A 15730-nucleotide genomic window follows, 5' to 3' on the forward strand; every position below is an offset into this window, starting at 1 on the left:
GATAAGCGCAGCGCCATCTTGCTCCTGCGTCCTTTGCCGGATGGCGCGTTGCTCTATCCGGTCTACATGCAGCACCATTGCGTCACCTGGTCGAGCGAAGCTGCTTGCTTATACATATCTTTTACATCTTCGGCGCATCACCTCTCATCCGCCTTATGCTATCATTCGCACCTTTGGAGCGCCTGAAGCCTACGGCGCGCATCTCTACCGCTGTCCACTTTCGGCGGAATAACAAGCATTTGTGGTGACAGATGAATAGTGGTTATCTGCGTTTCCCGGACTTCGATCCGGTAATTTTCTCCATCGGACCGGTCTCCCTACATTGGTACGGCATGATGTACCTGGTGGGCTTTATCTTCGCGATGTGGCTGGCGACGCGTCGCGCGAATCGCCCGAACAGCGGCTGGACAAAAAACGAAGTTGAAAACCTGCTGTATGCGGGCTTCCTCGGGGTGTTCCTCGGCGGGCGCATCGGCTACGTGATGTTCTACAACTTCGATTCCTTCCTGCAGGACCCGCTGTATCTGTTCCGCGTCTGGGACGGAGGTATGTCCTTCCACGGCGGCCTGATTGGCGTGATCGTGGTGATGATTATCTTCGCCCGCCGCACCAAGCGTACCTTCTTCCAGGTTTCCGACTTCATTGCGCCGCTGATTCCATTTGGCCTGGGCTGCGGTCGTCTGGGTAACTTTATCAACGGCGAGCTGTGGGGCCGCGTGGACCCAAGCTTCCACTACACCATGCTGTTCCCTGGCTCCCGTGCGGAAGACCTGGCGCTGCTGCCGTCGCACCCGGAATGGCAAACGCTGTTTGATACCTACGGCTCGCTGCCGCGTCACGCGTCACAGCTGTACGAGATGGCGCTGGAAGGCGTGGTGCTGTTCCTGATCCTGAACTTCTTTATCCGTAAACCGCGTCCGGCGGGCTCGGTCTCAGGCCTGTTCCTGATTGGCTACGGTCTGTTCCGTATCATCTGCGAACTCTTCCGCCAGCCGGATGCGCAGTTCACCGGCGAGTGGGTGCAGTACATCAGCATGGGGCAGATTCTTTCGATTCCGATGGTGCTTGCGGGTATCATTATGATGGTCTGGGCGTTTCGCCGTCCGCAGCAACAGATCTCCTGAGGAAGCATGAAACAGTATCTTGAACTGATGCAGAAGGTGCTCGATGAGGGCACCCCGAAAAATGACCGCACCGGCACCGGTACCGTCTCCATTTTTGGCCACCAGATGCGCTTTAACCTGCAAGAAGGTTTCCCGCTGGTGACGACCAAACGTTGCCACCTGCGCTCGATTATCCACGAGCTGCTGTGGTTCCTGCAGGGCGACACCAACGTGGCCTATCTGCATGAAAACAACGTCAGCATCTGGGACGAATGGGCCGATGAGAACGGCGATCTTGGCCCGGTCTACGGTAAACAGTGGCGCGCCTGGCCGACGCCGGACGGCCGTCATATCGACCAGATCACCACCGTGATGAACCAACTGAAAAACGACCCGGACTCGCGCCGTATCATCGTTTCGGCCTGGAACGTCGGCGAGCTGGACAAAATGGCGCTGGCGCCGTGCCACGCGTTCTTCCAGTTCTACGTGGCGGACGGCAAGCTCTCCTGCCAGCTGTACCAGCGCTCCTGCGACGTGTTCCTCGGCCTGCCGTTCAACATCGCCAGCTACGCGCTGCTGGTGCATATGATGGCACAGCAGTGCGACCTGGAAGTGGGTGATTTCGTCTGGACCGGTGGTGACACTCACCTGTACAACAATCACATGGAACAGACTGCGCTGCAGCTCACTCGCGAACCGCGCGCGTTGCCGAAGCTGGTGATTAAACGCAAACCGGCCTCGATTTTCGACTATCGCTTTGAAGACTTTGAAATCGAAGGCTACGACCCGCATCCGGGTATCAAAGCGCCGGTTGCCATCTAAGCTTCCGGGCATGACAAACGGCGCTGATTTCAGCGCCGTTTTTTTATTCTTTGAAGGCTGCTTCCGATTTTTTTGTCGCGGGTTGTAACGCCCTCATATTTACCTCATCGCGCCCCGCAAAAATGCGCGACCGCCTCTCGTCATCCCCTTGGCACCGCCGCACACTGTCGGCATGAACAGAGAACGAGGCTACACCCTTATCGAAACCTTAGCCGCCGTGGCGCTGGTGCTGATCCTCAGCGCTACCGGCCTGTACGGCTGGCGCAGCTGGCAGCAGGAGCAACGGCTATGGCAAACGGCGTCGGCGCTCCGGGACTATCTGATTTACCTGCGTAACGATGCCAACTGGCACAACCGCGATCGTCGGCTACGGGTAAACCGTACCGCTCAGCGCTGGTGTCTTACGGCAGATGACGCGGTGCTGGAAGGCTGCCCGGCGGGGAATCCTGCGGTATTTCAGCCCGAGTGGGAAGAAGTCTCGCTCAGCAAAATGACGCCAAATCTGGCCTTCTTTGGCCTGCGCAATACCGCATGGGCCGGTAGCCTTGCGATAGCCAGCGAGGCGGGACGCTGGACCGTGGTTGTTTCAAACTGGGGGCGAATACGTCTGTGTGAAGAGGGGGCATGCTGATGCGAGGGTTCTCACTGCTGGAAGTGCTGGTTGCGATGGCAATCAGCAGCATACTGCTGTTGGGCGCATCACGCTTTTTGCCTGCCCTGCAGCGCGGCGTGCTGGCGCAAATACAGCAGCAAACGCTGGAGGAGGAGGTCTGGCAGCGGCTGTTTACCCTCGCGAAGCATTTACAGCGAGCGGGGTACTGCGGCGGCGAGCGCTGCGGTGATGATGCGCTGTACATTGCGCGTCAGGGGCAGTGCGTGATTATTCGCTGGGATGGCGACAGCAACGGTGCCTGGCAAACCGCGCCCGCCGATGAGGCTGACAGCATTGGTTTTCGCTTACAGACCGGCGTGCTGGAAACGCGGCGCGGTGCGACCGCCTGTGAAGGGGGCGGATGGGATAAAATGACGGACCCCGCGGCCCTCACGGTTACCGACTTTCAGGTCACGCGTAGCGCGCGGGTTAGCTTAATGCCACAGCTTGCTATCGTCCTTTCCGCTCGCGATACGCGCGGCAATACGGTGAGCGCGCAGTACAGCGTGACGGGATACAACCTGTGAACCGCGAGCGCGGCGCCTCTGCGCTTGCCATGGTACTGATGCTATTGGTACTGGGTAGCCTGATGCTACAAGGGCTGAATCAGGCGCAGCGCCGCCAGCTGGCGACGGTCACCGACGAAAGCAGGGCATTGCAGCGCACGTCACAGGTGCATTCCGCGTTGCAGTGGGGAATAGGCCAACCCTGGCGGGTGGAGGCGGGCATCCAGTGCCTGTCGCTGGGCGAAAGCCGCGTCTGCGCGCGTCTGCAGAACGACGGCAGGCTGTTGCTGATTGCGCAAAATGGCGATCTTCAGCTGTGGCAATCCGGGCGCTGGGCCGCAAGCGGCCTGCAGTTTTCGACCCACGGCTGGAGTGATTTTTGCCCGTTAAAAGAGGCGGTGCTATGTCAGATACCCTGAGAACACGCGGTTTTAGCCTGCCGGAGGTCATACTGGCGATGGCGTTGATGGTGCTGGTCGTCACGGCCCTTGGCGGTTATTACCGGGCGTTGGCTACCGCTAGCGCTCAGCTTAGCCAGTATCGCCAGCTGTGGCGCTATGCCTGGGAGCAGACGCAGCCGCAGCCTACGGTGCTGCCGGAAGGCTGGCGCAGCCAGCGGGTACAGACAACGTCACAACGTTGTGTCAGCATCAGTGCTACTATTACCACCCCCATGGGCAGGCAGGGACGCATGACGCGTCTGCATTGCCCGGTCAGTCAGTAGTCAGGAGCGAATATGTTAAGGGTCTACCACTCCAACCGTCTGGACGTGCTGGAAGCGCTAATGGAATTTATCGTTGAGCAGGACCGGCTGGCTGACCCCTTCGAGCCTGAAATGATCCTCGTGCAGAGCACCGGTATGGCGCAGTGGCTCCAGATGACGCTTTCTCAGCGATTTGGCATTGCCGCCAACATCGATTTCCCGCTGCCCGCGAGCTTTATCTGGGACATGTTTACCCGCGTGTTGCCCGATATTCCAGGCGAAAGCGCCTTTAACAAACAGAGCATGAGCTGGAAGCTGATGACGCTGTTGCCGGGCATGCTGGATGAGGAAGCCTTTATGCCGCTGCGCCACTATCTGACCGACGACGCGGATAAACGCAAGCTGTTCCAGCTGGCTTCCCGCGTGGCGGACCTTTACGACCAGTATCTGGTGTATCGACCGCAGTGGCTGACCCAATGGGAGGCTGGTGAATTCGTTGACGGCGTCGGCGAGGCGCAGCAGTGGCAGGCTCCGCTGTGGAAAGCATTGGTTGAACATACTGCTGCGCTGGGGCAGCCGCAGTGGCATCGAGCCAATCTCTATCAGCGCTTTATCGACACGCTGGAAAACAGTGCTGAAGCACCTGCCGGGCTGCCGTCACGGGTGTTTATCTGTGGTATCTCCGCGCTGCCGCCGGTGTACCTGCATGCGCTACAGGCGTTGGGCAAACATGTTGATATCTACGTTCTGTTTACCAACCCGTGCCGTTACTACTGGGGCGATATTAAAGACCCCGCGTTTCTTGCCCGCCTGATGGCGCGCCAGCGTCGGCATTACCGCGAACAGCGCGAGCTGCCGTTGTTCCAGGATGCCAGCCGCGCACCGGGGCTGTTTAACGATGACGGGGAACAGGACGTCGGCAACCCGATGCTGGCCTCCTGGGGCAAGCTGGGGCGCGACTATATTTATCTGCTGGCGGGGCTGGAGCGTTATCAGGAGCTGGACGCCTTCGTTGACATTGAGCCGGATAACCTGCTGCACAACCTTCAGTACGATGTGCTGGAACTCAAAAATAGCGCCGTAGCCGGGCGCACCGCCGAAGAGTTTGCGTGGAGTGGTCACAAGCGCGCGCTGGCCCATGATGACCGCAGCCTGACCGTCCACGTCTGCCACAGCCCGCAGCGCGAAGTGGAAGTGCTGCATGACCGTCTGCTGGCGATGCTTGAGGCCGACCCGACGCTGACGCCGCGCGACATTATCGTGATGGTGGCAGACATCGACAGCTACAGCCCATTTATTCAGGCGGTGTTCGGCAGCGCAACCGGTGAACGCTTTCTGCCGTACGCTATTTCCGACCGCCGCGCCCGTCAGGCGCATCCGGCGATGCAGGCGTTTATTACGCTGCTCTCCTTACCGGACAGCCGCTTTACCAGCGAAGACGTGCTGGCGCTGCTCGACGTGCCGGTGCTGGCGGCGCGTTTTAATATTGATGAAGCGGGGCTACAGCATCTGCGCCAATGGGTGAGTGAATCCGGCGTGCGCTGGGGGATGGACGACGACAACGTACGCGAGCTGGACCTGCCGGCAACCGGGCAGCACACGTGGCGATTTGGTCTGACGCGCATGCTGCTGGGCTATGCCATGGAGAGCAGCCAGGGGGAGTGGCAGGAGGTGCTGCCGTACGATGAATCCAGCGGGCTGATTGCCGAGCTGGTGGGGCATCTGGCCTCGCTGTTGATGCAACTGAACCGCTGGCGTCAGGTGCTGACGCAGGCGCGTTCGCTGGAGGAATGGCTGCCGGTATGCCGCGACATGCTTAATGATTTCTTCCTGCCGGACCAGGATACCGAAGCGGCGCTGACCCTGATTGAACAGCAGTGGCAGGCGATTATTGCCCAAGGCGTGCAGTCACAGTATGCGGGCGATGTGCCGCTGACGCTGCTGCGAGACGAACTGGCGCAGCGCCTCGATCAGGAACGTATCAGCCAGCGATTCCTGGCGGGCCCTATTAATATTTGTACCCTTATGCCGATGCGCTCCATCCCGTTCAAGGTGGTGTGTCTGCTGGGGATGAATGACGGTATCTATCCACGCGCGCTGGCTCCTTTGGGCTTTGATCTCATGAGTCAGAAACCGGTTCGTGGTGACCGTAGCCGCCGCGATGATGACCGATATCTGTTCCTTGAAGCGATGATGTCGGCGGAAAAAGCGCTCTATATCAGCTATATCGGCCGTTCTATTCAGGATAACAGCGAGCGCTATCCGTCGGTGCTGGTGCAGGAGCTGCTGGACTACGTCGGCCAGAGCCACTGTCTGGAAGGTGACGAGGCGCTCAACTGCGACGAAAGCGAGCGGCGGGTGAAGCAGCATATTATGCACCTGCATAGCCGAATGCCGTTTGATGCCGAAAACTACCAGGCTAACGAGCGGCAAAGCTATGCCCGTGAGTGGCTGGCGGCAGCTGGCCGACAGGGAGAAGCCCACGGTGAATTTATCCAGCCGCTGGAGCCTCTCGCACTGACCACGTTGCCGCTGGAGCAGCTCCAGCGCTTCTGGAAGCACCCCGTTCGCGCCTTCTTCCAACTGCGTCTGCAGGTTAATTTCCGCAGCGAGGAGAACGATATCCCGGATACCGAGCCGTTCACGCTGGAAGGGTTGACGCGCTACCAGCTTAACCAGCAACTGCTCAATACCCTGATTGAAGAGCAGGAGGCAGAACCGATGTATCGCCGCTATCGCGCAGCGGGCGAGCTCCCCTACGGGCCGTTCGGTGAAATTGCCTGGGAAGCTCAGCGCCAGGAGATGGCCGCACTGGCTGCGCGGGTTATTGAATATCGCCGGGTGGGAAAAAGCATGGAAATAGACCTTGATTGCGACGGGGTTAACATAACGGGATGGTTACCACAGGTTCAGGAGAATGGATTGTTGCGTTGGCGGCCATCTTTGCTTAGCGTGGCACAAGGAATGCAACTTTGGCTGGAACACCTTGTCTACTGTGCTAGCGGCGGCAACGGTGAAAGCCGGCTGCTGCTGCGTAAAGAAGGTGAATGGTGCTTCCCACCGTTGGCGATTGATGAGGCGAAAACCTATCTCTCGCAGCTGGTGGAAGGTTATCGACAGGGAATGTGCCAGCCGCTGCTGTTCTTACCCGAAAGCGGCGGGGCATGGATAAAAGCCTGTTACGATGCCGAAAAAGGTGCCATCTTAAGGGACGAGGACACGCAGCAAAAAGCGCGCAGCAAGTTTATGCAGGCGTATGAAGGCAATATGGTGGTGAGCGGCGAAGGGGCCGATGTCTGGTATCAACGCCTGTGGCGTACCCTGGAACCCGCGCAGTATGAGGCAATAGTTGAACAGACGACGCCGTATCTGCTGCCGCTGTTTCGGTTTCATCAATCGCAGTGACTGTATAAAAATTGCGCAATCTGAGTTGTTCATTTAGTATGCATAACGCGTCACGGACCGATGAGTGGCAGCCAGCCAAAGCCAGCGCCCAGGCCAGGAACTGCCCGCATAAGCATTAAGATTCAGCTGTATTTGTTAATGGTGAGGTCCGTGAATGCCCCGCAGTATCTGGTTGAGTATCGTTGTTTTTGTTACCGCCCTTTGGGCGACCGTAGGTCAGGCAGACACCGGATGGCAGCCGATTCAGGAAACCATCCGCAAAAGTGATAAAGACACCCGTCAGTATCAGGCGATTACGCTGGATAACCACATGGTGGTGCTGCTGGTGTCCGATCCTCAGGCGGTAAAATCGCTCTCGGCGCTGGTGGTGCCGGTCGGTTCGCTGGAAGATCCTGACGCACACCCCGGCCTCGCGCATTTCCTTGAACATATGACGTTGATGGGCTCAAAGCATTACCCGCAGCCCGATAGCCTCTCGGAATTTCTCAAGCTGCACGGTGGCAGCCATAATGCCAGCACCGCGCCGTACCGGACGGCGTTCTATCTTGAAGTGGAAAATGATGCACTCCAGGGAGCCGTTGACCGCCTGGCGGACGCCATAGCCTCGCCGCTACTGGAGAAAAAATACGCCGATCGAGAACGCAATGCGGTGAATGCCGAGTTGACCATGGCGCGTACCCGAGACGGGATGCGCATGGCGCAAGTCAGCGCAGAAACCATTAACCCGGCGCATCCGGGGGCGCGTTTCTCCGGCGGCAACCTTGAAACGCTGAGCGATAAGCCCGGCAGCCCGGTTTACGAATCGCTGCTGGCATTCCGCGACAAATACTATTCTGCCAATCTGATGAAGGCGGTTATCTACAGCAACAAACCGCTGCCGGAGCTGGCGCAGATCGCCGCGCAGACCTATGGCCGCGTCCCTGATAAAGCGATTGAGCGTCCGGAAATTACCGTCCCGGTCGTCACCGATGCGCAGAAAGGGATTGTTATCCACTACGTGCCGGCGCTGCCGCGAAAAGTGCTGCGCGTTGAGTTTCGTATTGATAACAACTCTGCGCAGTTCCGTAGCAAAACCGACGAACTGATCACCTATCTTATCGGCAACCGCACGCCGGGCACGCTATCCGACTGGCTGCAAAAACAGGGGCTGGTGGAAGGGATCCGCGCCGACTCTGACCCGGTAGTGAACGGCAACAGCGGCGTACTGGCAATTTCCGCCACCTTAACCGACAAAGGCCTTGCCCACCGCGATGAAGTCGTAGCGGCTATCTTTAGCTACCTTGAGATGCTGCGCCAGAAGGGCGTGGATAAACGCTATTTCGACGAGCTGGCGCACGTGCTGGACCTCGACTTCCGCTACCCGTCAATCAACCGCGACATGGACTATGTCGAATGGCTGGCGGATACCATGATCCGCGTGCCGGTGCAGCACACGCTGGATGCGGTCAATATTGCCGATCGCTACGACGCACAGGCAATCAAAGATCGTCTGGCGATGATGACGCCGCAGAATGCGCGAGTCTGGTACATCAGCCAGAAAGAGCCGCATAACAAGGTGGCCTACTTTGTTGATGCGCCTTATCAGGTGGATAAAATTACGCCGGAGACGTTTGCCAGATGGCAGAAGGCGGGCGAGGGCATTACCCTCAATTTACCGCAGCTGAACCCGTATATTCCGGATGATTTCGCGCTGATTAAAAACGAAAAGACCGCTACGCACCCAACGCTTATTGTCGATGAGCCCAACCTGCGCCTGGTCTATATGCCGAGCCGCTATTTTGCCAGCGAGCCGAAGGCTGATATCACCATGATCCTGCGTAACCCGCAGGCGATGGACAGCGCGAAAAATCAGGTGATGTTTGCCCTGAACGACTATCTGGCGGGCATTGCGCTTGACCAGTTAAGCAACCAGGCGGCGGTGGGCGGCATCAGCTTCTCTACCGGTGCGAATAATGGCCTGATGCTGAATGCCAATGGTTACACCCAGCGCTTGCCGCAGCTTTTCGAAGCGCTGTTGCAGGGCTACTTCAGCTATGCAGCAACAGAAGAGCAGCTTGAGCAGGCGAAGTCCTGGTATAAGCAGATGCTCGACTCTGCTGACAAAGGCAAAGCCTATGAACAGGCGATTATGCCGGTACAGATGATTTCACAGGTGCCGTACTTCCAGCGTGAAGAGCGTAAAGCGCTGCTACCGTCGATTACGCTGCAGGATATTGTGGCCTACCGCGATCGCCTGAAAACCGGCGGCCGGCCGGAGTTTATGGTGATTGGCAACCTCAGCGCCGAGCAGTCGACGACGCTGGCGCGTGCGGTCCAGTCTCAGCTTGGTGCTAACGGCAGCGAGTGGTGCCGCAACAAAGACGTACTGGTTGATAAAAAGCAGAACGTTATCATCGAGAAAGCGGGTAATAGCACCGACTCCGCGCTGGCGGCGGTGTTTGTACCGCCTAACGTCGACGAGTTCTCCAGCTCGGCTGCCAGCGCGATGCTGGCGCAGATTGTTCAGCCCTGGTTCTATAACCAGCTGCGCACTGAAGAGCAGCTTGGCTACGCCGTCTTTGCTTTCTCAATGAACATAGGTCGCCAGTGGGGCATGGGCTTCCTGCTGCAAAGCAACGAGAAGCAGCCTGCGTTTTTATGGCAGCGCTTTAAGGCTTTCTTCCCGACCGCTGAGCAAAAGCTGAGGGTGATGAAGCCGGAAGAGTTCGCGCAAATTCAGCAGGCAGTGATTGCCGACATGCTTCAGGCACCGCAAACGCTGGGCGATGAAGCCTCGCAACTGAGCAAAGATTTCGATCGCGGTAATATGGCCTTTGATTCACGTGCTAAAGTAGTGGCCCAGATTAAACGGTTAACGCCGCAAAAGCTGGCCGATTTCTTCCACCAGACGGTCGTTGCGCCGCAGGGCATGACGGTACTTTCGCAGGTTTCCGGTAGCCAGAACGGCAAAGCGGACTATGCGCGTCCTAAGGGCTGGAAGGCATGGGAAAGCATCAGCGCGTTGCAGCAAACTTTACCGATACGAGAGAACGAATGACCGAAACCGCCGAGTCCCTTGATCCCCTGCGTTTGCCCCTCTACGGTGAGCGCCTGATTGAAGCCTCAGCGGGCACTGGAAAAACCTTCACCATCGCCGCACTCTATCTGCGGCTGCTGCTGGGGCTGGGCGGAGAAGCCGCCTTTCCCCGGCAGGTTAACGTCGAAGAGCTGCTGGTCGTCACCTTTACCGAAGCGGCAACCGAAGAACTGCGTGGGCGCATTCGCAGCAATATTCACGAGCTGCGCGTCGCCTGCCTGCGCAACGCCACCGATAACCCGCTCTACGCCAGCCTGCTGGCGGAAATCGATGACCGCCAGCAGGCGGCCAACGTGCTGCTGCTGGCCGAGCGGCAGATGGACGACGCAGCGGTGTTTACCATCCACGGTTTCTGCCAGCGAATGCTCAGTCTCAACGCGTTTGAATCGGGCATGCTGTTCGAGCAGCAGCTGATTGAGGATGAATCCCAGCTACGCTATCAGGCCTGCGCCGACTTCTGGCGACGTCATTGCTACCCGCTGAACCGCGATATTGCACAGGTGATTGTCGAGTCGTGGAAAGGGCCGCAGGATCTGCTGAAATCGATTGACCGCTACCTGCAAGGGGAAGCGCCGCAGCTGAAGATGCCGCTGAGTACGACAGAAACGCTGGCATCACGGCATCAGCAGATCCTCGAGCACATCAACGCTATCAAACAGCAGTGGCTGGCGGCGGTAGGTGAGCTGGAGCCGCTGCTGGAAGGATCGGATCTCGATCGCCGCAAGTTCAACCGTGGCAACCAGGGAAAGTGGATCGATAAGATCAGCAACTGGGCGCAGGAAGAGAGCAAAACCTACCAATTGCCCGACGCGCTGGAAAAATTCAGCCAGTCGTTCCTCGCCGAGCGCACCAAAGCCGGCGGCAAGGTTCCCGTCCACCCCCTGTTCAGTGCTATTGAGCGCCTGCTTGAGTCGCCGCTGACGCTGAACGATTTGGTCATCGCCCAGGCGATGAAAGAGATTCGTGAAGCGGTCGCTCGTGAGAAACGCCGCCGCGGTGAACTGGGCTTTGACGACATGCTAAGCCGCCTGGATGAAGCGCTGGAGAGTGAAAGCGGCGAGGCGCTGGCTGCCGCTATCCGTCAGCGTTTCCCGGTAGCAATGATCGATGAATTCCAGGATACCGACCCGCAGCAGTACCGTATTTTTCGCCGTATCTGGCGTCAGCAGCCGGACACCGCGCTGCTGCTGATCGGTGACCCGAAGCAGGCGATTTACGCCTTCCGCGGCGCGGACATCTTTACCTACATGCGGGCACGCAGCGACGTGGCCGCCCATTACACGCTCGACACCAACTGGCGTTCCGCGCCGGGCATGGTGGCGAGCGTCAACCGCCTGTTCGGGCTGGTTGATAACCCCTTCATGTTCCGTGATATTCCGTTTCAGCCGGTGAAGTCGGCGGCGAAAAATGCCTCGCTGCGCTTTGAGTTTGACGGCGAAAATCAGCCGGCCATGAACCTATGGCTGATGCCCGGCGAAGGCGTTAGCGCGGGGGACTACCAGAACTTTATGGCTCAGCAGTGCGCGGCGCAGATTCGCGACTGGCTGGACGGTGGCCAGCGCGGCACGGCCCTGCTGTGGCGCGGTGACAGCGCCCGCCCGGTGCAGGCTTCGGATATTACGGTGCTGGTGCGTAACCGCCAGGAGGCATCGCTGGTTCGCGATGCGCTCAACGCGCTGGCGATCCCGTCGGTCTATCTCTCCAACCGCGACAGCGTGTTTGAAACCCCGGAAGCCCAGGAGCTGCTGTGGGTGCTGCAGGCGGTGCTGACGCCGGAGCGTGAAAATACGCTGCGCAGCGCGCTGGCGACGGCAATGTTTGGCCTCAACGCGCGGGATATCGAACGGTTAAATCAGGATGAACAGGCCTGGGATGCGCTGGTTGAAGAGTTCAGCGATTACCGGCTTATCTGGCAGCGGCGCGGCGTGATGCCGATGATTCGCGCGTTGATGAGCGCGCGTTCGCTGGCAGAAAATCTGCTGGCGACCCACGGCGGTGAGCGGCGCTTAACGGATATTCTGCACCTGAGTGAATTACTGCAGGAGGCGGCGAGCGCACTGGAGAGCGAGCACGCGCTGGTGCGCTGGCTGAACCAGCAGATTGCGGAACCGGATACCAATGCGTCCAGTCAGCAGATGCGTCTGGAGAGCGACAAGCACCTGGTGCAGATAGTCACTATCCACAAATCGAAAGGGCTGGAATATCCCCTGGTGTGGCTGCCGTTTATCGCTCGCTTCCGTAAAGAGAAGCAGGCGTTTTATCACGACCGGGAATCGTTCGCGGCGGTGCTGGATCTCAACGAAAGCGATGAAAGCCTTGAACTGGCGGAGGCCGAGCGTCTGGCTGAAGATCTGCGTTTGCTGTACGTCGCCTTAACCCGAGCGGTCTGGCACTGCAGCCTGGGGCTCGCGCCGCTGACCGCGCGACGCAGCGATAAACCCACGGATTCCGAATTACACCACAGCGCGCCGGGAAGGCTGATGCAGAAAGGTGAAGTGCGGGATGCCGCTGGCCTGGAGGCGTGTCTGCGCGCGCTGTGCGATGAACATATTGCGCTGACGCTCGCGACGCCGCCGAACGGCGAGCGCTGGCAGGCGACACAAGCACCCGCACCTGAACTGGCGGCGCGGCAGGTGCTGCGTCGCGTCGTGGACGACTGGCGGGTGACCAGCTATTCCGGCCTTCAGCAGCGTGGTCACAGCGTGGCGCAGGATCTGCTGCCGAGGCTGGATATTGATGCTGCGGGCACGGCAGAAACGCCGCCGGAGCAGCTGCTGACGCCGCATAATTTCCCGCGGGGTGCATCGCCGGGCACCTTCCTGCACAGTCTGTTTGAAGACCTCGACTTCACTCAGCCCATTTCAGCGGAATGGATGGCGGAAAAACTGCAAAGCAACGGTTTTGGCGAAGAGTGGGAGCCGGTACTGACGGCGTGGATTTCTCAGGTGCTGGCCGCTCCGCTGGCGGATACGGGCATTGCGCTCAATCAATTGAGTGCAAAGCAAAAACAGGTTGAAATGGAGTTCTATCTGCCGATAAGCCGCCCGCTTGATCCGCTGGCGCTGGATGCCTTAACCCGCCGCTATGATCCTCTCTCGGCAGGCTGCCCAACGCTGGACTTCCGCCAGGTACGCGGCATGCTGAAAGGCTTTATCGACCTGGTTTTCCGCCACGACGGGCGCTATTACCTGCTGGACTACAAATCCAACTGGCTCGGGGAAAGCGGCGAAGCCTACACCCAGCAGGCGATGGCGGAGGCCATGCAATCGCATCGCTACGATTTGCAGTATCAGCTCTATAGCCTGGCGCTGCACCGCTATCTGCGCCACCGCCTTGCCGACTATGACTATGAACGCCACTTTGGCGGCGTTATTTACCTGTTCCTGCGCGGCGTTAACGGCGACGCGGGGCAGCAGGGGATTTTTACCACCCGACCTGACCCGGCGCTGATCGCAGCAATGGATGCGCTGTTCGCCGGAGAAGGCGAGGAGATGGACGCATGACGCTGGAACAACGTTTGCTGGAAGCCGTGGAACTACGGCTGCTTCGCCCGCTGGACGTACAGTTTGCGCTGATGGTCGCACAAGATGAACACCCGGCGGTGATGCTGGCGGCGGCGATGCTCAGCCGTGATACCGGCGAAGGGCATGTTTGCCTGCCGCTGTCGCACCTGACGCCTGTCGCGCAGCCGAAAGGCCGCGTGCGCGAACTCTGGCAACGGCTGTTTGCCGAAGCCGATGCGCCGGACGATTGGGCCACGCTGCTGCTGGCCTCGGCGGCGGTGAGCGCTGGCGAACGCCCGTCGCCGCTGATCCTCAGCCGCGATCGCCTGTACCTTAACCGCATGTGGCGTAATGAGCTGACGGTCGCGCGCTTCTTCAACGATACCCAACTGCCGTTCGCAGTGGACGACGCGCAGCTTAACGCAACGCTGAACGCGCTATTTCCCGCGAGCGAAAGCGTCGACTGGCAAAAAGTCGCTGCCGCCGTGGCGCTGACGCGGCGTATTTCGGTGATTTCCGGCGGGCCGGGCACCGGTAAAACCACGACGGTAGCCAAATTGCTGGCGGCGCTGGTGCAGATGGCTGGGGGCGAAAAATGCCGTATCCGCTTAGCGGCGCCAACCGGTAAAGCGGCGGCAAGATTAACCGAGTCCCTTGGCGCGGCGCTGCGCAAGCTCGCCCTGAATGAGGCGCAAAAGGCGATGCTACCGACGGAAGCCAGTACGCTGCACCGTCTGCTGGGCGCGCAGCCCGGCAGCCAGAAGATGCGCTATCACGCGGGTAACCCGCTGCACCTTGACGTGCTGGTTGTCGACGAAGCGTCGATGATTGACCTGCCGATGATGGCGCGGCTGATTGACGCGCTGCCGTCGCATGGGCGGGTGATTTTCCTCGGCGACCGCGACCAGCTGGCATCGGTTGAGGCGGGGGCCGTGCTGGGCGATATCTGTAGCTGGGTCAGCGCGGGGTATACCGCCGAACGAGCGGCACAGCTGAGCCGTCTGGTGGGGGCGACGGTCCCGGCGGGCGACGGTCCGGTCGCCGGCGCACTGCGTGACAGCCTGTGCCTGCTGCGAACCAGCTACCGTTTTGGCAGTGATTCAGGTATCGGGCAACTGGCCGGCGCGGTGAACCGAGGCGACAAGAACGCCGTCGGTGAAGTCTTCGCCCGTGGTTTTCACGATATCGAACTGAAACCGCTGCGCTCGACGGATGATTATGCCGCGATGCTCGATGATGCACGCGCCGGCTACGGTCACTATTTACAGCGACTGCGCGAGCAGGCCGACCCGGCAGAAGTGCTGGCGGCCTTTGGTGAGTACCAGCTGCTGTGCGCGCTACGCGAAGGGCCGTGGGGCGTGGGCGGGCTAAACGCCCAGTTTGAGCAACTGCTGGCCCGTCATCGTCAGATCGTGCCGCAGCGCCATTCGCGCTGGTATGAAGGTCGCCCGGTCATGATCAGCCGTAACGACAGCGCCCTGGGGTTGTTCAACGGTGATATAGGTATCGCACTGGACCGCGGGCAGGGGATGCGCGTCTGGTTCCCGATGCCGGATGGTACGATTAAGTCGGTACAGCCAAGCCGCCTGCCGGAGCACGACACCGCGTGGGCGATGACGGTGCATAAATCTCAGGGGTCTGAATTCACGCACGCGGCGCTGGTTCTGCCGACACAGCTGGTTCCGGTGGTGAGTCGCGAACTGGTGTATACCGCCATTACCCGCGCAAAATCGCGGCTGTCGATGTATGCCGATGAAAACCTGCTGGCGCAGGCGATTGCCACGCGCACGGAACGGCGTAGCGGCCTGTCGGCGATTTTTGCAGAGATGGAATAGGGTGGTGAAGAGGGGGCGCGGCGTGCCCCCTCTCTCTTTTTAAGGGAGAGGGCTGGGGTGAGGGTTTAACGCCGATCCAGAATTTCCCCTCACCCTAACCTTCTCCCCAAAGGGGCGAGGGGACA

At 59.5% G+C, this 15730-nt stretch carries 10 protein-coding genes; all 10 read left to right on the plus strand.

Annotation, left to right across the window (positions count from 1 at the left end):
* Positions 1-251 precede the first annotated feature (251 nt).
* Positions 252-1124 carry a prolipoprotein diacylglyceryl transferase gene (lgt, locus tag H7R76_RS05040; RefSeq protein WP_106925924.1) on the plus strand — a complete coding sequence of 291 codons (873 nt, stop codon included), beginning with the start codon at positions 252-254 and terminating at the stop codon, positions 1122-1124.
* Positions 1125-1130: 6 nt separating this feature from the next.
* Entirely contained in the window at positions 1131-1925 is a 795-nt protein-coding gene (thyA, locus tag H7R76_RS05045) for a thymidylate synthase (RefSeq protein ID WP_106925926.1), read from the plus strand.
* 172 nt (positions 1926-2097) lie between these two features.
* Complete coding sequence (locus H7R76_RS05050) at positions 2098-2556, plus strand: prepilin peptidase-dependent protein (protein ID WP_106926117.1); 459 nt, start codon at positions 2098-2100, stop codon at positions 2554-2556.
* Entirely contained in the window at positions 2550-3104 is a 555-nt protein-coding gene (locus H7R76_RS05055; RefSeq protein ID WP_106925928.1) for a prepilin peptidase-dependent protein, read from the plus strand. The genes H7R76_RS05050 and H7R76_RS05055 overlap by 7 nt, the downstream gene beginning before the upstream one ends.
* Entirely contained in the window at positions 3101-3502 is a 402-nt protein-coding gene (locus H7R76_RS05060; RefSeq protein WP_106925930.1) for a DUF2509 family protein, read from the plus strand. The genes H7R76_RS05055 and H7R76_RS05060 overlap by 4 nt, the downstream gene beginning before the upstream one ends.
* On the plus strand, positions 3487-3807 hold the full coding sequence (locus H7R76_RS05065; protein ID WP_106925932.1) for a prepilin-type N-terminal cleavage/methylation domain-containing protein: 321 nt from the start codon (positions 3487-3489) through the stop codon (positions 3805-3807). Before H7R76_RS05060 ends, H7R76_RS05065 begins: the two co-directional genes overlap by 16 nt.
* 12 nt (positions 3808-3819) lie before the next feature.
* Positions 3820-7191, plus strand: coding sequence for an exodeoxyribonuclease V subunit gamma (recC, locus tag H7R76_RS05070; protein WP_182967127.1), 3372 nt, complete (start codon positions 3820-3822; stop codon positions 7189-7191).
* A 154-nt stretch (positions 7192-7345) separates the two neighbouring features.
* Positions 7346-10228, plus strand: a complete 2883-nt coding sequence (gene ptrA, locus H7R76_RS05075) for a pitrilysin (RefSeq protein ID WP_182967129.1) — start codon at positions 7346-7348, stop codon at positions 10226-10228.
* Positions 10225-13770: an exodeoxyribonuclease V subunit beta gene (gene recB / locus H7R76_RS05080; RefSeq protein WP_106925938.1), complete on the plus strand. Its 3546-nt coding sequence runs from the start codon at positions 10225-10227 to the stop codon at positions 13768-13770. Before ptrA ends, recB begins: the two co-directional genes overlap by 4 nt.
* The gene (gene recD / locus H7R76_RS05085) at positions 13767-15605 is read left to right on the plus strand and encodes an exodeoxyribonuclease V subunit alpha (RefSeq protein WP_106925940.1); all 1839 of its coding nucleotides are present in this window, start codon (positions 13767-13769) and stop codon (positions 15603-15605) included. The genes recB and recD overlap by 4 nt, the downstream gene beginning before the upstream one ends.
* Positions 15606-15730 lie beyond the last annotated feature (125 nt).

Origin of the sequence: Klebsiella sp. WP8-S18-ESBL-06 (assembly GCF_014169755.1) — a bacterium.
Lineage (GTDB): Bacteria > Pseudomonadota > Gammaproteobacteria > Enterobacterales > Enterobacteriaceae > Kluyvera > Kluyvera ascorbata_B.